14 protein-coding genes are annotated in these 19,504 nt (G+C 53.8%); 5 read left to right on the top strand and 9 right to left on the bottom strand.

The genetic code is table 11. The annotated features are described in order from the left end of the window. Nucleotides 1-3 precede the first annotated feature (3 nt). From Pla22_RS22450 to Pla22_RS22435, 3 genes are all read right to left on the bottom strand, one after another. Entirely contained in the window at nucleotides 4-2,802 is a 2,799-nt protein-coding gene (locus tag Pla22_RS22450) for a BatD family protein (protein WP_146517014.1), read from the bottom strand. Between the two features lie 39 nt (nucleotides 2,803-2,841). Then, the gene (locus Pla22_RS25410) at nucleotides 2,842-4,083 is read right to left on the bottom strand and encodes a hypothetical protein (RefSeq protein WP_165440792.1); all 1,242 of its coding nucleotides are present in this window, start codon (nucleotides 4,081-4,083) and stop codon (nucleotides 2,842-2,844) included. 119 nt (nucleotides 4,084-4,202) lie between these two features. Then, nucleotides 4,203-5,552 carry an HD-GYP domain-containing protein gene (locus tag Pla22_RS22435; protein WP_146517011.1) on the bottom strand — a complete coding sequence of 450 codons (1,350 nt, stop codon included), beginning with the start codon at nucleotides 5,550-5,552 and terminating at the stop codon, nucleotides 4,203-4,205. A gap of 231 nt (nucleotides 5,553-5,783) precedes the next feature. Here Pla22_RS22435 and lhgO point away from each other — a divergent pair, with 231 nt between their 5' ends. Beyond that, the gene (lhgO, locus tag Pla22_RS22430) at nucleotides 5,784-7,028 is read left to right on the top strand and encodes an L-2-hydroxyglutarate oxidase (RefSeq protein WP_242632267.1); all 1,245 of its coding nucleotides are present in this window, start codon (nucleotides 5,784-5,786) and stop codon (nucleotides 7,026-7,028) included. A 12-nt stretch (nucleotides 7,029-7,040) separates the two neighbouring features. Here the strand turns inward: lhgO and Pla22_RS22425 are convergent, their stop codons facing one another. Then, complete coding sequence (locus Pla22_RS22425; RefSeq protein ID WP_146517010.1) at nucleotides 7,041-7,244, bottom strand: hypothetical protein; 204 nt, start codon at nucleotides 7,242-7,244, stop codon at nucleotides 7,041-7,043. A gap of 308 nt (nucleotides 7,245-7,552) precedes the next feature. Here Pla22_RS22425 and Pla22_RS22420 point away from each other — a divergent pair, with 308 nt between their 5' ends. Further along, the gene (locus Pla22_RS22420) at nucleotides 7,553-8,686 is read left to right on the top strand and encodes an aminotransferase class V-fold PLP-dependent enzyme (protein WP_146517009.1); all 1,134 of its coding nucleotides are present in this window, start codon (nucleotides 7,553-7,555) and stop codon (nucleotides 8,684-8,686) included. Nucleotides 8,687-8,799: 113 nt separating this feature from the next. On the opposite strand, the gene Pla22_RS22415 is transcribed toward Pla22_RS22420, so the two are convergent. After that, nucleotides 8,800-9,996: a Gfo/Idh/MocA family protein gene (locus Pla22_RS22415; protein WP_242632266.1), complete on the bottom strand. Its 1,197-nt coding sequence runs from the start codon at nucleotides 9,994-9,996 to the stop codon at nucleotides 8,800-8,802. A 189-nt stretch (nucleotides 9,997-10,185) separates the two neighbouring features. Here Pla22_RS22415 and Pla22_RS22410 point away from each other — a divergent pair, with 189 nt between their 5' ends. Then, entirely contained in the window at nucleotides 10,186-10,863 is a 678-nt protein-coding gene (locus Pla22_RS22410; protein ID WP_242632265.1) for a hypothetical protein, read from the top strand. Nucleotides 10,864-11,048: 185 nt separating this feature from the next. Further along, nucleotides 11,049-13,058, top strand: coding sequence for an ATP-dependent helicase (locus tag Pla22_RS22405; RefSeq protein WP_146517008.1), 2,010 nt, complete (start codon nucleotides 11,049-11,051; stop codon nucleotides 13,056-13,058). Between the two features lie 21 nt (nucleotides 13,059-13,079). Here Pla22_RS22405 and lepA read toward each other — a convergent pair whose 3' ends face one another. Both lepA and Pla22_RS22395 read right to left on the bottom strand, forming a co-directional pair. Next, nucleotides 13,080-14,873, bottom strand: a complete 1,794-nt coding sequence (gene lepA / locus Pla22_RS22400; protein WP_146517007.1) for a translation elongation factor 4 — start codon at nucleotides 14,871-14,873, stop codon at nucleotides 13,080-13,082. 21 nt (nucleotides 14,874-14,894) lie between these two features. Beyond that, the gene (locus Pla22_RS22395; RefSeq protein WP_146517006.1) at nucleotides 14,895-15,923 is read right to left on the bottom strand and encodes an ROK family protein; all 1,029 of its coding nucleotides are present in this window, start codon (nucleotides 15,921-15,923) and stop codon (nucleotides 14,895-14,897) included. Nucleotides 15,924-15,954: 31 nt separating this feature from the next. Between Pla22_RS22395 and Pla22_RS22390 the strand changes: the two genes are divergently transcribed. Continuing rightward, a complete protein-coding gene (locus Pla22_RS22390) occupies nucleotides 15,955-17,430 on the top strand; it encodes a glycosyltransferase family 4 protein (protein WP_242632264.1) in 1,476 nt (491 codons plus the stop codon). 56 nt (nucleotides 17,431-17,486) lie between these two features. On the opposite strand, the gene Pla22_RS22385 is transcribed toward Pla22_RS22390, so the two are convergent. Next, entirely contained in the window at nucleotides 17,487-18,056 is a 570-nt protein-coding gene (locus Pla22_RS22385) for a LutC/YkgG family protein (protein WP_242632263.1), read from the bottom strand. Between the two features lie 29 nt (nucleotides 18,057-18,085). Beyond that, nucleotides 18,086-19,474: a lactate utilization protein B gene (locus tag Pla22_RS22380; protein ID WP_146517004.1), complete on the bottom strand. Its 1,389-nt coding sequence runs from the start codon at nucleotides 19,472-19,474 to the stop codon at nucleotides 18,086-18,088. Nucleotides 19,475-19,504 lie beyond the last annotated feature (30 nt).

The following is a 19,504-nucleotide window of genomic DNA, read 5'->3' as shown; positions in this document are numbered from 1 at the left end:
ACTTCAAATGAAATCAAGGTCCTTGTCTTTCACCCAGCCCGTCGTTCCGTCGTCCAGTTCGATTTGCGTCCAACCAGCGCGTCGATGTAAATACGATACGATTTGTCCCAGTTCGACCGACGCGCTGTTGCTTGATTCAAAGGATTCGTCATCGCCTTGGCGAACTTCAATCGTTTCACTGGTGACAACCGCGTGATGGTCAAGGCTCCTTGGCCACACTTGAAAGTAGTACAGGCCAGCGCCTGCCATTGTCACCACCAAAGCGAGCATGGAAACCAAATTAAACCAAGCCGTTGATGGTTTGTCCTTGGGAAGCTGATCTTCGGAAGGTCGGCCGTTGACGACCAAAATTCGCCAGGCGAACGTGGCCCAGAATACGATCCAAGCGACCGCGGTGACGATGATTGTTAGCGACGCGGGAATTGCGGACACGAGGTTGAGCAGTTGAAACGGAAACGAACGCCGCGAGTTTAATGTGAGTGCCGATCTAGCCGCTTGCAAATTGCGAACGTAGTTGGATTCGTTGGGAGAAATTCGCAAAGCTCGCAGGTAACAGGCCAAGGCTCGAGCAGGGCGATTACTGGCGAAATAGGCATTGCCCAGATTGAAATGAAGGTCAGCGTTCTGCACGCCCATGTCGATCAACGCTTGGAACTGATCAGCCGCATGTTCAGACTCTCGGATTTTGTCTTCAGGTTTGGATGCGAGTCTGCCTCGTTCGTACGATTCAAGTCCCATCGTGAGCAGTCGTTGGTGCTGCGATGTTAAGGCTGTTTGATCCGCTTGAGTTTGCGAGGGTTGGGTATCAGCTTGAGCTACGGCCGATCGCATGGTGAGCGGTGACAACAAAACAAACAGCATCGTCGTGGTTCTAATCGTCTGGCGGGCCATTCGATCGCGGTTCGAAAGCGATGGCGTCGAATCGAGGTTCTGGACCAACTTGGTTGCTGAACTTTGAACCTGGCCAGTCTCGTCGGTAGGTACTCCGCGATGATCGCTTAATGAATGGAGAAATCGCTCGACCATTACGGCAGCGTTTGATTCTCCTCGCGATCGAAGTTGGCCGACCAACGCCTCGCGAGACATCGATGACTCGGACCGGCGAAGGCCATAGCGACTACGCACGTACTGATCGACGATATCAACGATGCGATCTACGCAATCGGCTCTTGCGATTAGTCGACAAGCTGCCGGAGCCGTCATTCGCGTCCAACGTCGTGATCGTGCGAGGAAAACGATCCAAAGTCCTAGCACCGAAAGCGGCGGAATCGAGATCGCGGCCCACAAGGATGGGAATAAGATTGGTTTTACGGTTTGATCGGTGAGCAAGTCTTGATTAACGACGAGGTCACCATTGAACACCGCTGACGAAGGCGACGTTTCGGAAATGTCGCCTTTGGAGACTTGCGAATCAGAGTCCGAGTCGAGAAGGCTCGGCGATCCGCCACGTGCTGGGTTCGACAAAGCAAGCATGTCCGCAGGTGAGACTTCGATCGTGATCGGATTGCTGTGGACGGTCTTGAATGTCTCAGTATCAGGATCAAAAAACGTAAACGGGATCGCGGGGATTTCATTCACGCTGTCGCTTAGCGGTCGAATGGTGGTCGTGAATAGTTTTTGTTCGCCATCGACAAGTCCCCCCATCGCGTCGTCCTCAACCCGAAACTGCGATGTCAATTCGGGTAATTGAGATAGCGGCGGTGGTTGAACAAGATTCATCGGGCCGTTGCCTCGAATTCCTATTCGCAATGTGATGGGTTCGCCCGCGCTTACCTTTTTGGGGGACGCTTCCGTTCCAATCACATATCTTCCCACCGCACCCCGATACGTTGAGGGTTGTCCATCAGTCGGAATCGGCTTGACCTGAATGTTCTCGACTTTCGCATCTGCAGCAATCGGCTTGACACTTGCAACACGACGTCGACTGCCGAAACCAGGGAAGAAGTCGTCTTCAAAAAGTTGAGAAAAGGGTGAGTTCCCACCGAAGGGGTCGCGGCGTTCTCGGATTGCTGTCGGATAATTCATGACCACACGAACCTCGTCGACGTTGATCGGTCCGGGGCGATCGGGATACAGCATGGTGTCAATTTCGTAGAGGTAATACTCTCGCGAATTACCTTCGTCATCCTCTCTTAGAACGCTCCGGCCGCGCGGTTGACTTCGTTGGTTCCGGAGCTCTTGGAGCGCATCTGAGAAGACGCTCCACTCGGTTTGTTCGGAAACCTGTTGCCAAAGTTCGGATTCACTCAGCGGGCGTTTCGTCTCAGGATCACGAAAAGGACGGACATAGATTTTCAATCGAAGGCTGACGGGCTGTCCTACGAATACTTCGTCCAGACCACTTTCGATTTCGACGAACATCAAGTCGCCAGTCTCACTTTTGCTGGCGACAATCCGCACTGCTTTCGTGATCGTCGCCAATCCATCGGCGTTGACCTTGATGGGAGGAATCGTAAAGGTGCCTTCATGCAATGGCGTGACCAGGTACAGGTAGCTAATGGTCTCGCTGCGCGACGCTCGCCCATTGATGATTGTGATTTGCGAATTGTGTGAGGGGCGTCCTACAGCCTCGATCTTCAATCCGTCGACGTCGTCCACCACCGGTTCGTCGTGCTTACTAGCGTTTTCGATTCGCACTTGAAGCTGGATTGGTAGTCCAACGTACGTCTCACGTTGCGAGACCGCCACGCTGACTTCGGCTGCGTCCAGATTGGTAATGCAGGTGGTCACCAAAAGGAACAACAAACCCAAGGAACCGGTAAACGACTTTGTCTTTTTGTTCATCTTTGCTAAGCAAGCCATGGTGGGAACCTAAACAATCCTTTCGTTCAGCGAGCGTTTTCACCAGTCTCGGGGAACCGCGATTCGGCGAGATCGTTTCGCGGCGTCGAGTCGCAGTCTCCGCAACATATCGCGATCGCGGATTGCTTGAAGAAGTTTCTGAGCTTCCTGGGGAGTGATTTCTCGCTCTTCGCCTTCGCTTGCAGGAATCGGTTGCTCAGAAACTGACGCATTGTCAGCACTCAGGTCGCCCGAGGGCGGTGGCGTTTGAGATTCGGAACCTTCACCCAAGTCTTGGGATTGTTGTCCGCCATCATCCGATGATTCATTCGGATTCAATGATGAATTGTCTCTTGGGTCAGATTGGTTTTGATTTTGTGCCGATGATTGTTCGGCAGCTTGTTCCTTATTGTCACTTCCCGACCCACCAGATTCGGTATCCTCATCTCCCGGATTGTTCGTTTGTGAATCGTCATCCTTTGATGATTCATTGCCGGAGTCTTCAGGATTAGACCCCGGCGATTGACCATTGTTAGGGTCTTGTTGCGGCGTTTGGTTGCCCTGGTCGGAATCGCTTGATTGATTTTCTTGACCTGCTGCGTCGTCTTGAGGCTGCCCAGTATCGTTGGAGCCACCAGTGTCGTTGGAGCCTCCCGTGTCGTCGGAGCCTCCCGTGTCGTCGGATTTCTCAGCGTTCTCACTGTCGTCAGCGTTCTCAGTGTCGTCAGCGTTCTCGGGCGAGTCGCTGTCGGAATCTTCCGATGGTTTGGATTGCGATTGGTCCGATTGAGACGGCTGCTTTTCTTGCTCTTGCTGTAACAACAGCATGGTTGATTCAAGGTTGAAGCGAGCATCGTCATCCCCCGGCCGCAACCGCAAACTACTTCGAAACGCATCGATCGCGGATTGCAGTGTTTCAACGGAAGCTGCTGGGATTTCAACTTCGCCGTCTGGCGATTGGGACGCCATCGACGATTGCTGTTGATTGGCCAAATACTCTGCGACAAGACTATTGCCGAGGTTGTAACGCGCATCGGCGGCTAGTTGATTGTCGTTGCTAGTGGCGGCGCGACGAAAGTAGTCGATCGCGGTCTTCCAATCTCGAGCCTGATAAGCGGCGATTCCAAGATTGTAGGTTGGGGCGGCATCTGCACCGCCAACATCGAGCGGTGAAACTTCATCAGCACCCGCAATCGCCCAGGGACAAGCGATCAAGAAAATGAATGCTGCAACGCAAACAAGAGACCTGCGGAAAACCTTCTCAAGCATGGTTCTGGGAGCAATCAGCCAGGGGAACGACACGGACTCAATGGTAAAAAAGAGCTTCCGTAAAGTCTGATTCTAACTGGAGTGTCGAGTTCGCAAACCCGTGGTGAGTTCGATGTTTTTGCCGCAACGTCGAGTTTCTGTACCGTCGCCAATTAGGCGTATGCGAATCCGCTACCCGGGTTCCATGTCAGCGAATCCATCATTTCCGAGGTCATCCGGGTTTGCTTGGTTCCGGGAGTGCCTATTGGCCGGACGATTCGCAGGTTCGTCTCGCTTAGGTCGACGCGGGTACCCTGGCTATCTCGCAGCACCGGAGCAGCGTAGCCAGACTTGGGCCGTCGAATGACCGACGATAGTTCGCCATTACTGAGTTCGACGAAGCTACCCAGCGGAAATAGCGATTCGCTTTGCAGGAAAGCCTTCACCACTTGAGCGTCGAAAACACCTTTGCTCGCTTTGTGAAGCAGGTAGCCCATGGCATCATGAGGAATGATCCCCGGTCGGTCGTCCGTTCCCGTGGTCAGTTGCAGGAATGCGTCGACAACGTTGAGAACCCGCGCGTACGGATGAATGCGAAGGCCCTTAAGACCGCGTGGGTATCCCGAGCCATCAAGCTGTTCGTGAACCTGTTGGATAGCAAGCGATACGCTTTCGGGAATATCAAGCTGCTCAACGCACTGGGCCGATACCAACGGATGCTTTTGATATTCCCAATCTTGTCGCGGATCGATTGGGTTGTTGGCGGCATCCAGAGACAACGACATTTTGGAAAGTCCAATGTCATGAAGCATCCCCGTGAGACCAACTTCTAGGGTTTGCGGTCCACTGAATCCCATCTCAATGGCGACCGACATTCCCAAGACTCCCATTCGTATGCTGCGCTGGCAAGTAATCTCCGGAAGCATTGTCGAATTAAGCATCCCGACCGTGTGATCGTGATCGTCGATCATGGTTCGGGCGTAGTTCTCGGAAAGGTCAAGGAACTCATTTGCCGAATGGAACAGACCTAGCTTGATCCGACGGTCAACGACGTCGAAGCAATGGTTCGCTTCTTCGAGTTTTTGATGGAGCAGCGCAGCGCGTTCTTCGCTGAGGTCTTCGTTGAAGCGGTCGATAAGAAACGACTTCAGAGGTGCCGCGCTTACGGTGATGTCGATCCCGCTCTGCTCACTGCGCAATTTTTTAAGCGAGCGTTTTTCGGGTTGCAGGGTCGGCAGATCGCGTACATCGATCGAAATCGAATGAATTGAACTTTCGCGAATGGTGCACAGTAGCGCCTCGGTGATGTGGGTGCCCCCACCAATCAACAAGACTCCATCTTCGCTCATGATTGGCTGCGAGCAGTTCATTCCTGCTCGAAGTCGATCAATTGGTACTGTTATGGTTTTGTTCACAATTACAAATAGCAACGCGAACCAAGTTCGATGGAACTGGCCAGCTTGCCCCCAAAATCTGCCCATGATATGTAAGGTGCCCTTGGCATCGACAAGCAGGACGCTCATCAACGATGCCAATCTTCACATTGCCCAACGTGAAGACCAAGGCGGTTGGAACCTTGCTGCTTCCAGCATTAGTAAGGTTTGCCCCCCAACTAACTTCCACGCTGAAACATGGCACAGGATTATGTGCATGTGTGCTGAGGATTGTTTACAAATAGACATTTCACCCTGTTTCTGGCACTTCCAACAGGTTATGACGGTCGCGTCGCTTGTGCGTTTAACACTGTCTAGTCGATGTCCGTAAAATTCACCAACATGATGAGCATGAACCAACTAGTTAGCGATGTCGTTGTCATCGGAGGTGGAATCGTCGGTCTGGCGACGGCTTTGGCTGTTCAGAAGCGATGGCCCGACGCCAGCGTCGTGGTGGTCGAAGCGGAACGTCACGTGGCGGCTCATCAAAGCGGCCACAACTCCGGTGTTTTGCATTCTGGTATTTACTACAAGCCCGGTTCTCAGAAAGCGATCCTTTGTCGAACTGGCAAAGCTGCGATGGAAGCGTTTTGCGAAGAGCAGTCGATTGAGTGGAACCGTATCGGCAAGGTGGTGGTGGCAACGCGAGAGAATGAATTAGCCGGGCTCAACGCAATTGCGGATCGAGCCGTCGCCAATGGTGTTTCGTTTGAACGTATTGATACGGATGGGTTACGGGAAATTGAACCGGCGGTGGGCGGAATCGCTGCCCTGCATGTGCCGGGAACGGGCATCGTCGACTACGCCGATGTTTGTCGAACAATGGCGAAGATCATCGAACAACGCGGCGGCAAGATCGTCTTTGACTTTGACGTAGTGGCGATTGATTCACAGCCAAGCCACCTGATGATCACTTCGCGATCGGGCGATGCGATCACATGCGAACGGTTGATCAGTTGCGGAGGCCTTCAGAGCGATCGCGTCTTTCGTCTTGCTGGCGGACAATCCCCGGTTCGAATCGTTCCCTTCCGCGGCGAGTACTATGAACTCACATCACAAAGTGAATCGTTATGCCGTGGTTTGATCTATCCCGTTCCGGATCCCTCGTTCCCGTTCCTGGGAGTTCACTTCACGCGGATGATCGACGGTGGAGTTGAGTGCGGACCCAACGCGGTGCTTGCCCTTTCGCGAACTGGCTACCGTTGGACAGAAATCAACATGCATGATTTGGCGGAAACCTTGTCCTTCCGTGGGTTTCGAACCTTGGCACGCAAACATTGGCGCATGGGGGCCGGCGAGGTTCACCGTTCACTATCCAAAGCCGCCTTCGTCACGGCGCTACAGAAACTCATCCCCTCGATCAAAGCCGACGATCTGAAGCCGGGTCGCGCCGGTGTGCGTGCTCAGGCGGTTACACCCGATGGGAATCTTGTGGATGACTTCTGGTTTGAGTCCACTGATCGAGCGATCCATGTTCTGAACGCTCCTTCGCCCGCCGCAACGGCGTCACTAGCGATTGGCGAAGAGATCGCCGAAAGATTTGGCCAAGCCGTTAGCACACGGTGACCGGCGATTGCATCAGCGCTGTTCGCGATACGTAGACCAGCTCAGATAGATCAAAATACCGCCAACAATTGCAAAGACGATGTCCAGCGTCGTGTTGACGCCTCCCATCGGGGCGATTGACTTGCTTCCCATCATTCCCAACGCAGCGTCGGCGACGAAAAGCACGACGATCAGAATCGACGCCACAAGGCTAAAGAGACAGAGAGCCTTGGGCATCAAAATCCTCGTCAGAGAGTGAGAAGAAGAGGGAGTAACCATCGTGGGTCGTCAGTGAGAGGGTCGCAGTATAGTTGCAAATCACCACGTTTCCCAAGCCTACCAAAGAAGGCTAAATTTAAGGTTGCCCCAAGACTGTACGGCTGTAACGATTGACGCGTTTTTGACGACTCCAAATTGTTCTGCCAGCTTGATTGAGGATGTTTAGTTCGCCAGTATAAATTTGTCAGGACTCCAAAAAATTGTCATTCTCGGCCCCCGACGACGCTCAACTTCAACGAGATCCGTGGCAATGGTGGCGGAGTCAGATGCCAATTTCAAGGCTTTGGGCATATTTTGACCACGCTGCGGTGGCCCCGCTGAGCCAGCCAGCGGCCGCGGCAATCGAGCAGTTTGCGGCTCAGGCGAGCCTGCAGGGGGACACAGTTTGGCCTCAGTGGAATCGGGCTCTGCAGACGCTGCGAGAGCAAACCGCCACCCTGCTCCGCTGTGAAACGAGCGATATTTGCCTCGTTCCCAACACCACCACCGGGATCAATATCGTCGCCGAAGGCTGGCCATGGCAGGCCGGCGACAGCGTGGTGATTCCGGAGGGCGAGTTCCCCAGTAACCTTTTTCCGTGGCTCAATCAGCAATCACGAGGCGTGGAGGTTCGAATTGTTCCCCGTCGCGACGGCCGTGTCGTGATTGACGATTTGATCGCGAACTGTGACCAATCGACTCGATTGATCGCTGTAAGTTGGGTCGGATATGCGACCGGTTTTCGACTCGATATCGATGATCTTGTCGCCAAAGCTCACGATCAGGGGATCGCTGTATTTTTGGACGCAATCCAGGGACTCGGTATGTACGACCTGGATTTGACGAAGACGCCCGTCGATTTTATTGCGGCCGACGGGCACAAGTGGTTGCTCGGACCCGAGGGAGCCGGCGTCGCGATGATTCGGCAAGAGTATGTCGATCGTTTGCGAGCGGGTAACGTCGGATGGGCCAGCGTTCGTCAATCACACAACTACGCTCATCCTGAATTCGCTCTCCGCGGCGATGCCAGCAGGTTTGAATCGGGATCTGCCAACATGATCGGCATGGCTGCCCTTTCGGCCAGCCTTTCGTTGTTCTTGAGCGTTCGCCAAGCCCACGGTCCTGACGCGATTGAGCAACGTGTTTGTGCACTAGCGAACAAGCTGAGCGAGAAATTGTTGGCGGCTGGGGCAGTGTGCGATCGCCCCGGTGAGCCGAAGAGCCAAAGCGGAATCGTCAATTTCCAGATTCCGGGAACCGAACCCGCCCAGTTTCGCGAAGTCGCTTTGCAGCATCACGTGGTTGTTAGTTGCCGCGGGCAAGGCGTTCGCGCGAGCATTCATGCTTATAACAACGAAGACGACCTCGACCGATTAGTCGAGGTCGTACGGTTGGTGAACAAGCCTCAGCAAATGCCGTAGGTAATCGCTTGGGGCGTGCTGTTGAAATACACCCGTGATGCACACGGCAAGTGCACACGGCAAGTGCACCCGGAACGGTCACCCTTCAGCGTGCTTATCGGTTCACCCGGCGTTTACTTGCGTGCAGCGGCGTGCTTCAACGGCAGCCAAGCGGCGTTGTCAGCACTGCTGTTGACGCATTGCTGAATGAAGTACATGCCTTCGACGCCGTCATACACGTTGGGGTAAATCGTGTCGCGTTGGTCGATCTTTTCGCCAGCGGCCCGCTTGGCCATCGCGTCAAAGGCAGCAGTATAGACGTTGGCAAAAGCTTCAAAGAATGCTTCCGGGTGGCCGGATGGAAGTCGGCATGCACCCGCGCCCGAACCGGTCATGTACTCCGCGTTGGGGTCACGTGTGTAGATCTGGTGAGCCTTGCCGTTTTGTCGGTAGATCAGCTCGTTGGGGTTCTCTTGACGCCAACGCAATGATCCCTTGGTCCCGTCGATTTCGATTTCCAGGTCGTTCTCGCGACCGTGACTGATTTGTGACGCCGTCACGGTGCCCAAAGCGCCGTTCTCGTAGCGAATGACTGCCGTGCCGTAATCGTCCAACTTACGTCCTTCGACAAACGCCTTTAGGTGACAACTGACCGAGTCAGGCAGGACGCCGGTCATGTAGCGACCGAGGTTATAGGCATGAGTCGCAATGTCGCCGAAGGCACCCGCAGCGCCGCTCTTGGCGGGGTCGGTTCGCCACGCAGCCTGCTTTTGGTCTTCCGCTTCGAGCTGAGTTCGCAACCAACCTTGGATGTACTGCGATCGGATCGCGTTGATCTCGCCAAGTTCACCGCTCAAGATCATTTCGCGTGCCTGACGCACAAGCGGATAGCCGGTGTAATTGTGACTGACCGCAAACACGACGTCGCTGTTTTGGACCGTTTCAAGAAGTGATTCGGCTTGCGCTAAGTCGAACGTCATTGGCTTGTCGCAAACCACGTTGAAGCCTGCTTCGACGGCCGCACGTGCGACTTCAAAGTGCGTGTGGTTGGGTGTCGCAATAGATACGAAGTCGATTCGTTCGTCCTCGGGCAACTTCGATTCGCCATCAAGCATGGCCTCGTAACTTCCGTATGCCCTTGAATCCGCAATTCCATAGTCGGGTGCCGACGATTTGGCGCGTTCAGGGTTGCTCGAAAGCGCCCCCGCGGTCAGCACAGCTCGGTTATCCAAGCATGCGGCGATCGAATGAACGCGTCCAATGAACGAGCCCGCACCGCCGCCAACCAGAGCCATGCGGAGTTTGCGGTTGAGTGGTTCGTTAAGTGCCATGTTGAATTACCTCGTGAAAACTTGGCGTCGGAGACGTTAGGAGACATTTGACGTTCGGAAAGTTGTCTTGGCATCGTAAAGTTCCGGCGCGATGCGTACAATTATGGGCAGTAGAATTCTCTCTTCTCCCTCGGCGACGGTCGCACTGGCCACGATCGCCCTCATTTGTCCTACGGAGCCGCAATCATCATGTCTTCTCCATCTCCATTTGCCGCTGAAGCGACCCCCGATGATTCCTCAAAATCAGCAAACCTTGCCATTCATGGCGAAAATCAGTCGCCAAGTGTCTGTTGCGGTGGCATCAGGAATTGGATGATCGGCGTGATGATTGCCGCCACCATCGTTTCACTGACTGCGGTGGCTTACTGCGTTGGACAACGAAATGCGATGGCGGCACAGATAAACGCGGCGACGGTTGATTCGACAATTCCTTTGCCATTGCTGGAAGCGTCTGCATCCGTGACGAGTGAAAAGTACTCGATGGCAACGGGCAATATCAGCGAAGATGCAGACGGTGTTTTCGTTTTGGACCACAATTCGGGCCTTCTTCAGTGCAGTGTGATTTATCCTCGCGTGGGACGTTTTATGTCCGCCTTCACCATTAACGTGGCGGATGCACTGGGGACCAGTGGCAAGGGCGGAAGCTACATCATGGTGACGGGGCGAGCAGATTTTCCGCGGGCAAGCAATCGTCCTGCGGCATCCACCGTGATCTACGTCATGGACACAGCGACCGGAAACTATGCCTGCTTTGGCGTTCCGTTCGATCGAGTGGCAATGAACGCAAACCGCCAACAGCAAGGTTCGCTCGTGTTGATCACTACTGGAACCGCGAACCCGGTTATTGATCGCGACGATCTGCGATAGGTCGTTTGAACGCGACTTTCGTTTCTCATCAGGCAGGCCGGTTTCAGCCGGCCACTTCCGCTTGGTCGTTGGTTCACGGCGTTGCCTTGTCGGATAAGGTTGTCGAGAAACGACGGTGCGGCGTTTCTTTTCATACACTCAGTTTTGGATTTCGTTGATAGGCAAAAAGCCTTCCCCATCTATTCATGCAAGGAACTGCGAACAAGCTCACCGAAGGACTTAACGAAGCCCAAGCCGAAGCTGTGGTCACGCTCAAAGGGCCCATGCTCGTTCTCGCCGGAGCCGGAACGGGGAAGACGCGTGTGGTGACCTTCCGCATCGCCAACCTCATTCGACACGGTACCAACCCCGATCGAATTCTCGCCGTGACGTTCACGAACAAAGCTGCGGGTGAGATGAAAGAACGAATTGGTGAGTTGATTGGTGGTAAGCAACGACGCAAACCAAAGCGAGGGGAAAAGCCACCGCCGGCTCCCACCGTTAGCACGTTCCACTCTCACTGTGTTCGTATTTTGCGACAGCACGCCCCGGCGTTGGGGTATCCCGCCAAGTTTTCGATTTACGATCGCGGCGATCAGGAATCTCTTGCGCGGTCAATTCTGCGAGAGTTGCGGCTACCAAACGCTGCTCTAAGCCCCAACGATATGCTGTTTATCATCAGCGGTTGGAAGAACGCTTCGATCAAGCCAGAGCAAGCGGTTTACGAAGCGGCAACCGACAAGGAACACTTTGCCGCGTCCGCCTATCGTCGGTATCAGCAAGGTCTGATGTTACGAGGAGCGATGGACTTTGATGACCTGCTGCTGCAGACGGAGAATCTTTTTGAACTACGCAGCGACATTCGCGATGAAGAAGCCGACAAGTTTGACCATGTGCTCGTCGACGAATACCAAGATACCAATGGGTCGCAGTATCGAATCACAAAGCACCTGACGCAAAAGCATCGCAATTTTTGCGTCGTTGGCGATGATGATCAATCGATCTACGCGTGGCGAGGAGCCGACGTCACTCACATTCTGAATTTCTCGAAGGATTGGCCTGATGCCAAAATAGTTTGTCTTGAGAACAACTATCGCAGCACCGGCGAAATTCTGGCGATGGCCAACCGACTGATTGGTTACAACACGACTCGGCATGATAAGACTTTGATTGCCAGTCGTCCCAAGGGGAAAAGGCCACGAATACAGCAGCACAAAGACGAGATCGCGGAAGCGCAATCGGTCGTCCGTGACATCAAGATGCATATCGAGGGGAACCACGTTCAACCCAAGGATATCGCGATTCTATTTCGCACGAATGAACAACCACGTTTGTTCGAAACTGAATTGCGAAAAGCAAATGTTCCTTATGTGATGCTTGGGGCTCAGTCGTTTTTTGATCGGCGGGAAGTGCGTGACCTTGTTTCGTATTTGAAGTGGATCGAACAACCCAACGATGAGGTCGCGTTAAGGCGAATCATTAATACGCCGCCGCGGGGCCTGGGGAACAAGACAATCGAAATACTGCTGGGGCGTGCAGTAAAACGCGGAGTTCCGCTTTGGGACATCATGAATGACCCCAACGAAACCGCCGAACTTACCGGGCCGGCACAACGTGGGATCGAGGACCTACAGCAGCTATCCAAAGACGTGCTTCATCGCAGTCAGAACGAGTCGTTGGTCGCCGCAATGGAAACGTTATTGTCACGCACTTCATTCTCAACCGAAGTGGCTTCTCGCTACGACAAGCCTGAAGAGCGTGAAGCGAGAATGGCGTCCATCGGTGAATTGACCAACGCCATGGGCGCTTTCGAGGATTCCAACGACAACCCTGACTTAACGGGTTTCCTGGGGGAAATCGCGTTGTCAGGTCGAGAAATGGGTAGCGAAAAAGACAAGCTAGCCAAGCAAAATGCTGTCTGGTTGTTGACCATGCACGCCGCCAAGGGATTGGAATTCCCGATCGTATTTATGGTCGGTATGGAAGACGGCCTGCTACCTCATAGCCGCAGCGTGAAGAGCGGCAATGAGGATGACATCGCGGAAGAACGTCGGCTGTGTTACGTGGGCATTACGCGGGCTCAAGAAACACTTACGATGAGCCTCGCTCTTACGCGGCGCAAATGGGGTAAGCCACGACCAACGATTCCTAGCCGGTTCTTGTACGAGATCGTTGGTAAAGCCGACAATCCGAACAAGTATCGCAAGAAGCGATAAGCCGGTTCGAGCGGTACTCGTTCACTCGCCGTCGCTCAGCACCGCCATAAACGCTTTCTGGCTGATTTCTACATTTCCGACCGCCTTCATTCGCTTCTTGCCTTCTTTTTGCTTTTGCAGCAACTTTCGTTTGCGAGTGATGTCACCCCCGTAGCACTTGGCGGTCACGTTTTTTCGCATCGCGGGAACCGTTTCGCGAGCGATCACGCGGCTACCGATTGCCGCTTGAACGGCGACTTCGAACATGTGTCGTTCGATTTCGGACTTTAGCTTCTTGGCGACCGCGCGTCCTCGCCGATCCGCGTCGGCTCGGTGGCAAACAATCGCTAAGGCATCGACACGGTTGCCATTGACCATGATGTCGAGTCGGCAAAGGTCAGCGGGCTCGAAGCCAACCATTTCGTAGTCAAGCGTTCCGTAACCTTTGGTCGCGCTTTTAATCTTGTCGTGCAAGTCATACACAACTTCCGCCAAGGGAATGTGATACGTCAACATGGTGCGATTGGCACCAAGAATTTCGTGGGCTCGCTGGATGCCACGTCTCTCTTGGCACAACTTCATTACCGAGCCGATGTAGTCATTGGGAACAATGATGCTGCAGCGTACGATTGGCTGGCGAAATTCTTCGATATCACCGGGATCGGGAACGTCTTGTGGCTTGTGAATCGTGTGCGTATTGCCGCGTTTATCGACCACTTCATAGGTCACGTTCGGAGCGGTTTGAACCAAGTCAATGTCGGACTCGTTCTCCAATCGTTGCTGGATGATTTCCATGTGCAACAGACCCAGGAACCCGCAGCGAAATCCAAACCCAAGTGCATCGCTGGTTTCGGGTTCGAATTCGAAGCTGGGGTCGTTGACGGCTAAGCGTTCCAATGCATCCCTGAGGTCCGTGAACTCTTGCCCGTCACTAGGAAACAGGCCGCAGTAGACCATTCGCTTGGGACGCGCGTATCCAGGAAGAGCCGGCGCGGATTTGTCGATGTTATCGACCACGGTGTCACCGATGTGCACGTCTCCCAGGCTCTTGATGTTGCAGATCAAGTAACCGACTTGGCCGGCGCTGAGCTCGTTGCAAGAAACTCGCGCTGGCGCAAATTGTCCAAGTTCAACCACTTCATGAACCGAACCTTTGCGGGCGAATTTGATCTTATGACCTCGCTTGACCGTTCCCTGCATGATCCGGACATAGGTAATCGCACCGCGATAGTCGTCGTAATTAGAATCGAAAACCATCGCTTGCAGCGGCGCATTCGGGTCGCCGGTGGGGGCGGGGATTCGCTCGATGATGGCCTCAAGCAAGTCATTCACGCCCAATCCCGTCTTCGCACTGACCCGAACACATTCAAACGGATCCGTTCCGAGCGAATTCATCATTTCCTCGGCCACCTCATCCGGCCGGGCATTCATCAGGTCAATCTTGTTGATGACGGGAACAATCGTGAGGTCATGTTCCAACGCAGCGTAGGCGTTGGCGACTGTTTGGGCTTCGACGCCTTGAAAAGCGTCAACAAGCAACAGCGCGCCTTCGCAACATGCCAACGACCGCGAGACTTCGTACTGAAAGTCAACGTGCCCGGGGGTATCGATTAAATTCAATTCGTACTCAATGCCACCGCGTTGGTACTTCATCGCTACGGCACGAGCTTTGATCGTAATGCCACGCTGCCGTTCAAGTTCCAGATCGTCTAGCAGTTGCTCTTTCATCTGCCGAGTCGTCACCGTTCCGGTGCTTTCGAGCAACCGATCCGCCAACGTGCTCTTGCCATGATCGATGTGAGCGATGATGCAAAAGTTGCGAATTTCTTTTTTCATAAAAGTTTGGCTGAGGCCGCTCTAATCTTGAGCGTGCTCCTTACGTGCATAGCCAGCCAACCCCAAGTATCCAGCTTCGGGGCCAAGCGTAGCGAATTTAATATGGGTTCCCGCGAAAATGTTCTCGAAGGTTCGGCTGCGAAATTCCTCGCTGATGCCCGCCAAGAACCGTTGGCCGATTTTGCAATTCGGTCCACCAAAAGTCATCGCGCCACCGAGCACGACGGTACCGGGGTCGATTGTATGAACCAGGGTAGTGATTCCCACGCCGAGCCATCGCGCGGTTTCGTCGACGACTTGCAAGGACAAGGCATCGCCGTCCAAAGCCGCTTCGTAAACCTTTTTGGCGGTCAGTTCGCTGTTTTCCCCGCCCAACAGTCCTGTCAATGCGCTCTGGGCACCTTGAGTCAACAGTTCGCGAGTGCGTTGGACCACTCCACTTGCCGATGCGTAAGCTTCCAAGTGGCCGCGACCGCCGCCCCAAACACACAATCGGGCCGTTGGTGCAGGATCCACAATCATGTGACCACATTCGCTGCCACAACTATTTACTCCGTTTATCAGTTCATCATCGACGATAATTCCGCCACCGACGCCCGTGCCCAGGGTGAGCAACAGCATGGAAGATTCCGCTCGTCCGCTGCCTAGCCAAAATTCGCCGTAAGCTGCCGCGTTGGCGTCGTTCAGGAAGGAAACGGGCCGGTTAGTGCGTGTTTCAACTGCATCGACAATCTTGTAGCCCCACCAAGCGGGCAACTGAGGTGGCGAAACGAGTAATCCGTTGGGCAAATCCATGGGGCCGGGCGCACCGAGTCCAATCCGCAGACCTCGAACCCCAAGCGAGTCTTCGGTCTTTTGGATGACTTCAGCGATCTGGTCCATCGCCGCATCCGCACCCTCGCTTTGGCGGGTCGGCAAATTGGTGAACGAGACCACATGTCCGCTGTCATCGACCAACGCAAGCTTGATACCTGTGCCGCCAATATCGACGCCCCAGAAGAATGGAGCGGTCGCTTGAGCTATTTCAATCGTGGCATTTGAATAAGTCATACTAAGCAGTGATAATGGTTTAGGTACTTCAATGTCTTGTGTGTCGTGGGCGGCAAGTATAGAAACGGCCACGATTTACCACAACGAGCGTTTTCCCACGCCCCTATCTCAAGCGAGCATCGCTGCCCCACCAGCGACCATTAACGGTTTGCAAATTACCCCTGAATCTCGGCGAATCATCTTCCTAACGGCTGGCGCGGCTGGGATGTTTTGCGGCAGTTGCATGCACGATAACGCATTGGCGAAAGCCTTGATCGCGCAAGGCCACGATTGCATTCTGCAGCCGGTGTACACGCCGCTTCGTACCGATGAGGTGAGCGTGGCGAGGGAATCAGTCTTTTTCGGTGGAATTCAGCTTTATGCAATCGAGCGTTTCCCGTGGATACGGCATCTTCCCGCTAAGTTGCGGCGTTTGCTCGATGCTCCCGCTTTGATCCGAATGGTCACTCGCCAGGACCGAGCCACCGACCCCAAGGTGCTCGGTGAGCTCGCCGTTTCAATGCTTCAGGGGCATGAAGGTCATCACGCCGCCGAGGTCGAGCGTCTTACCCGGTGGATCGTTGATGATGTGCAACCCGATGCGATCGTGCTTAGCAATCTTTTGATTGGCGGTTCGTTGCCTCACATTCGCGCCCAGCTTGATCGAGCCGGTCGCAGCGATGTGCCTATCGCTGTGATGTTGCAGGGAGATGACATCTTTCTTGATTTCCTTCCTGAGCCCTTCCGCGAAAAAGCGTCGACGCTGTGCAAGGGTCTGGTCAAGTATGTAGATAAGTTTGTGACCAATAGCGATTTTTACAGCAGCAAGATGGGAGAGCGTTTTGAAATTCCTCTGGACAAGCGAGCCCACCTGCCTTTGTCGATCGACACCATGCCCTACCAAGTGCTCGCCGATGGTGATCCACGGTCGCAAGAGAGCGGCGAACTGAGATCGGTCGATGACTTCCGTATTGGTTACCTTGCGCGTATCTCACCCGATAAGGGACTTCACCACCTTGTCGATGCGTTTATTCATCTGGCGAAAGATGGCGAACACGAGAATGCCAGTTTGCACGTCGCGGGATATCTTGGTGCCCAGTACAAACCATACTTTGATAATCAACTCAAACGGCTTCGTGACGCTGGTCTAGGCGATCGCTTTACTCATCACGGTGAGTTGACGCTTGACCAAAAGGTCAGCTACTTGCGTTCGCTCGATTTGCTTTGCGTGCCGACCGATTATCACGATCCCAAAGGCTTGTTCGTTTTGGAAGCGTTGGCATCGGGAGTTCCAGTGTTGCAACCCGACCATGGCGCATTCGGCCAGCTCATTCGCGAGACTGGCGGTGGGATGGTTTACGAATCAGGGAACCTCGAAGATTTGGTTTACAAGATTTTTGAGCTCAAGATTGACGATCAAGCGAGAAGATTGTTCGCCGAGCAAGGCAGGATTTCCGTTATGAAAAATCACTCAACCACACAGGTTGCTGCTCAACTGATCGACATTCTTTTTGCCGACAAGCAGTGATCGTGTCGGGTGTAAAAGAAGCACACCGTAAATCAAGCCGCAATTCACTCGGTATGCTACACCAAGAAAACTTGTAGTTTTCGGCATCCGTGAGCGCCTAAAACAAGGCTTTGCTCAATGTCCGCCGTCTTGCTAGGGCCGGATATAAATATCCCAAAGCCAGGTTCGGGTGTACCGAGTGCCGCGTAGCCTTCATGCATGTTGTGAAGTATCTTCGCCTTGGGCACGATGATCGCTGAATATTGTGCGATGAAAAGCATGACTCGGTGAGGCAACGTTTTTCCGTCGACCCAGATCGAACCGTTCTCGGCAACGCCAAATTCGCCCGTTGCGATCACCCAATCCAGCGATTCGAGATGATGGGGATCGGTGACCAAACTCGCGTCGACGTTGCCCGGTACGTAGTCCGGTGCCAGTGACGCGATTCGCTCGGCGTCTGCGAAAACCGGAATCTCGCTTAGTATCTGGTGGACCTGTTCAATGCGATCGATCACGTGAGCTTGTCCGCCCACGGATTGCAGTGATTCGATGAATGTATCCATCGGATTATCGTAGGTCGTTAGTCGACTTGAATCGACAATCGGAAGTTCAGGACCTTTGACGTCATGTCCGCGTAGTCGGTCCATAACGGCTTGCTTGCTATGGGTATGGGGAATCATTTTGGCGGCTTTCGATTCTGGCGGTACCAATCGCGAAAGCTTTCCCTCGGTGGTTCCGGTAGCTCGCGTGCAATGGTCCAGGTGTTGAAACGGTTATGGGTCGCGAACCGAGGCAGGACTCTTAATGCGGTTCGACCAGCCTTACCCATTAACGCAAACATGCGGGGATGACGGAACAAGAGTGAGGCTGCTTTCATGCTCCATCGCTTGTTCAGCGGTACCAGTTTGCGTCCCACTAGTTCACCACGCCACGCCAACAGTTGATGGTGCAGCGGAATTTTGACCGGGCAAACGTCAGTGCACGAACCGCAAAGGCTGCATGCATAAGGCAAGCTTTTATGCCGCTTGTCGTCACGAGTGGGGGAAAGAACCGATCCGATAGGGCCAGGAACCGTCGCGCGGTAAGAGTGTCCGCCGCTGCGCCGATAAACCGGGCATGTGTTCATGCAGGCACCGCATCGAATGCAATGCAGGGCGTCGCGAAAGGCTTTGCTTTGTCGAAGTTTGCTGCGTCCGTTATCCACCAACACAATATGCAATTCGCTATTGGCGTCACGCGGTCCATGAAAATGCGATGTGTAGCTGGTAATGGGTTGACCGGTAGCGCTGCGAGCGAGTAATCGCGTGAAGACAGCCAAGTCTTGTTGGCGAGGAATCAATTTCTCGATTCCCATGCAAGCGATATGGACTCGCGGCAACGACGCACCCAAGTCGGCATTGCCTTCGTTGGTGCAAACAACAAAACCCCCGGATTCAGCGATACCGAAGTTCACGCCAGTGATGCCAACTTCGCCAGCTAAGAACTTTCCGCGAAGATGACCGCGAGCCGCTTCGGTGAGGTATTGAGGATCGGAGGCTCCTTCATCCGTGCCAAGATGTTCGTGGAAGGTTTCGCCGACTTCTTCTTTCTTAATGTGGATCGCAGGCAAAACAATGTGACTAGGTGTTTCGCCACGAAGTTGAACAATTCGCTCGCCAAGGTCGGTGTCTACAACGTCGATACCGTTATCTTCAAGGTAATGATTGAGCCCACATTCCTCAGTCAACATCGACTTACTTTTAATGATTCGAAGAACGTCGTGCCGTTTCAAAATGTCGAGAACGATTCGGTTGTGTTCCTCAGCATCGGCGGCCCAATGCACGACTGCTCCCATTGCGGTAGCGTTGCGTTCGAAATCTTGCAGGTATCGATCTAGATTCGCAATCGTGTGTGTTTTTATCTGGGACGCGAGTTCACGCAGGTATTCCCATTCTGGAATGCTGTGGGCTTGCCGATCACGCTTGCTGCGAACGAACCACAAAGCCTTGTCATGCCAATGCGAACGTTCGTCGTTGTTGACGAAGTCGCGAGCGGCGTCAGGATGGTCGACGATAGGTAGTTTCATGAATCTTGAACGACTGTTTCTAAGCTGTTT

The sequence above is a fragment of the Rubripirellula amarantea genome, assembly GCF_007859865.1.
Classification (GTDB): domain Bacteria; phylum Planctomycetota; class Planctomycetia; order Pirellulales; family Pirellulaceae; genus Rubripirellula; species Rubripirellula amarantea.
The sequence above is the reverse complement of the archived record's forward strand: the minus strand, read 5'-3'. Positions and strand labels throughout refer to the sequence as shown.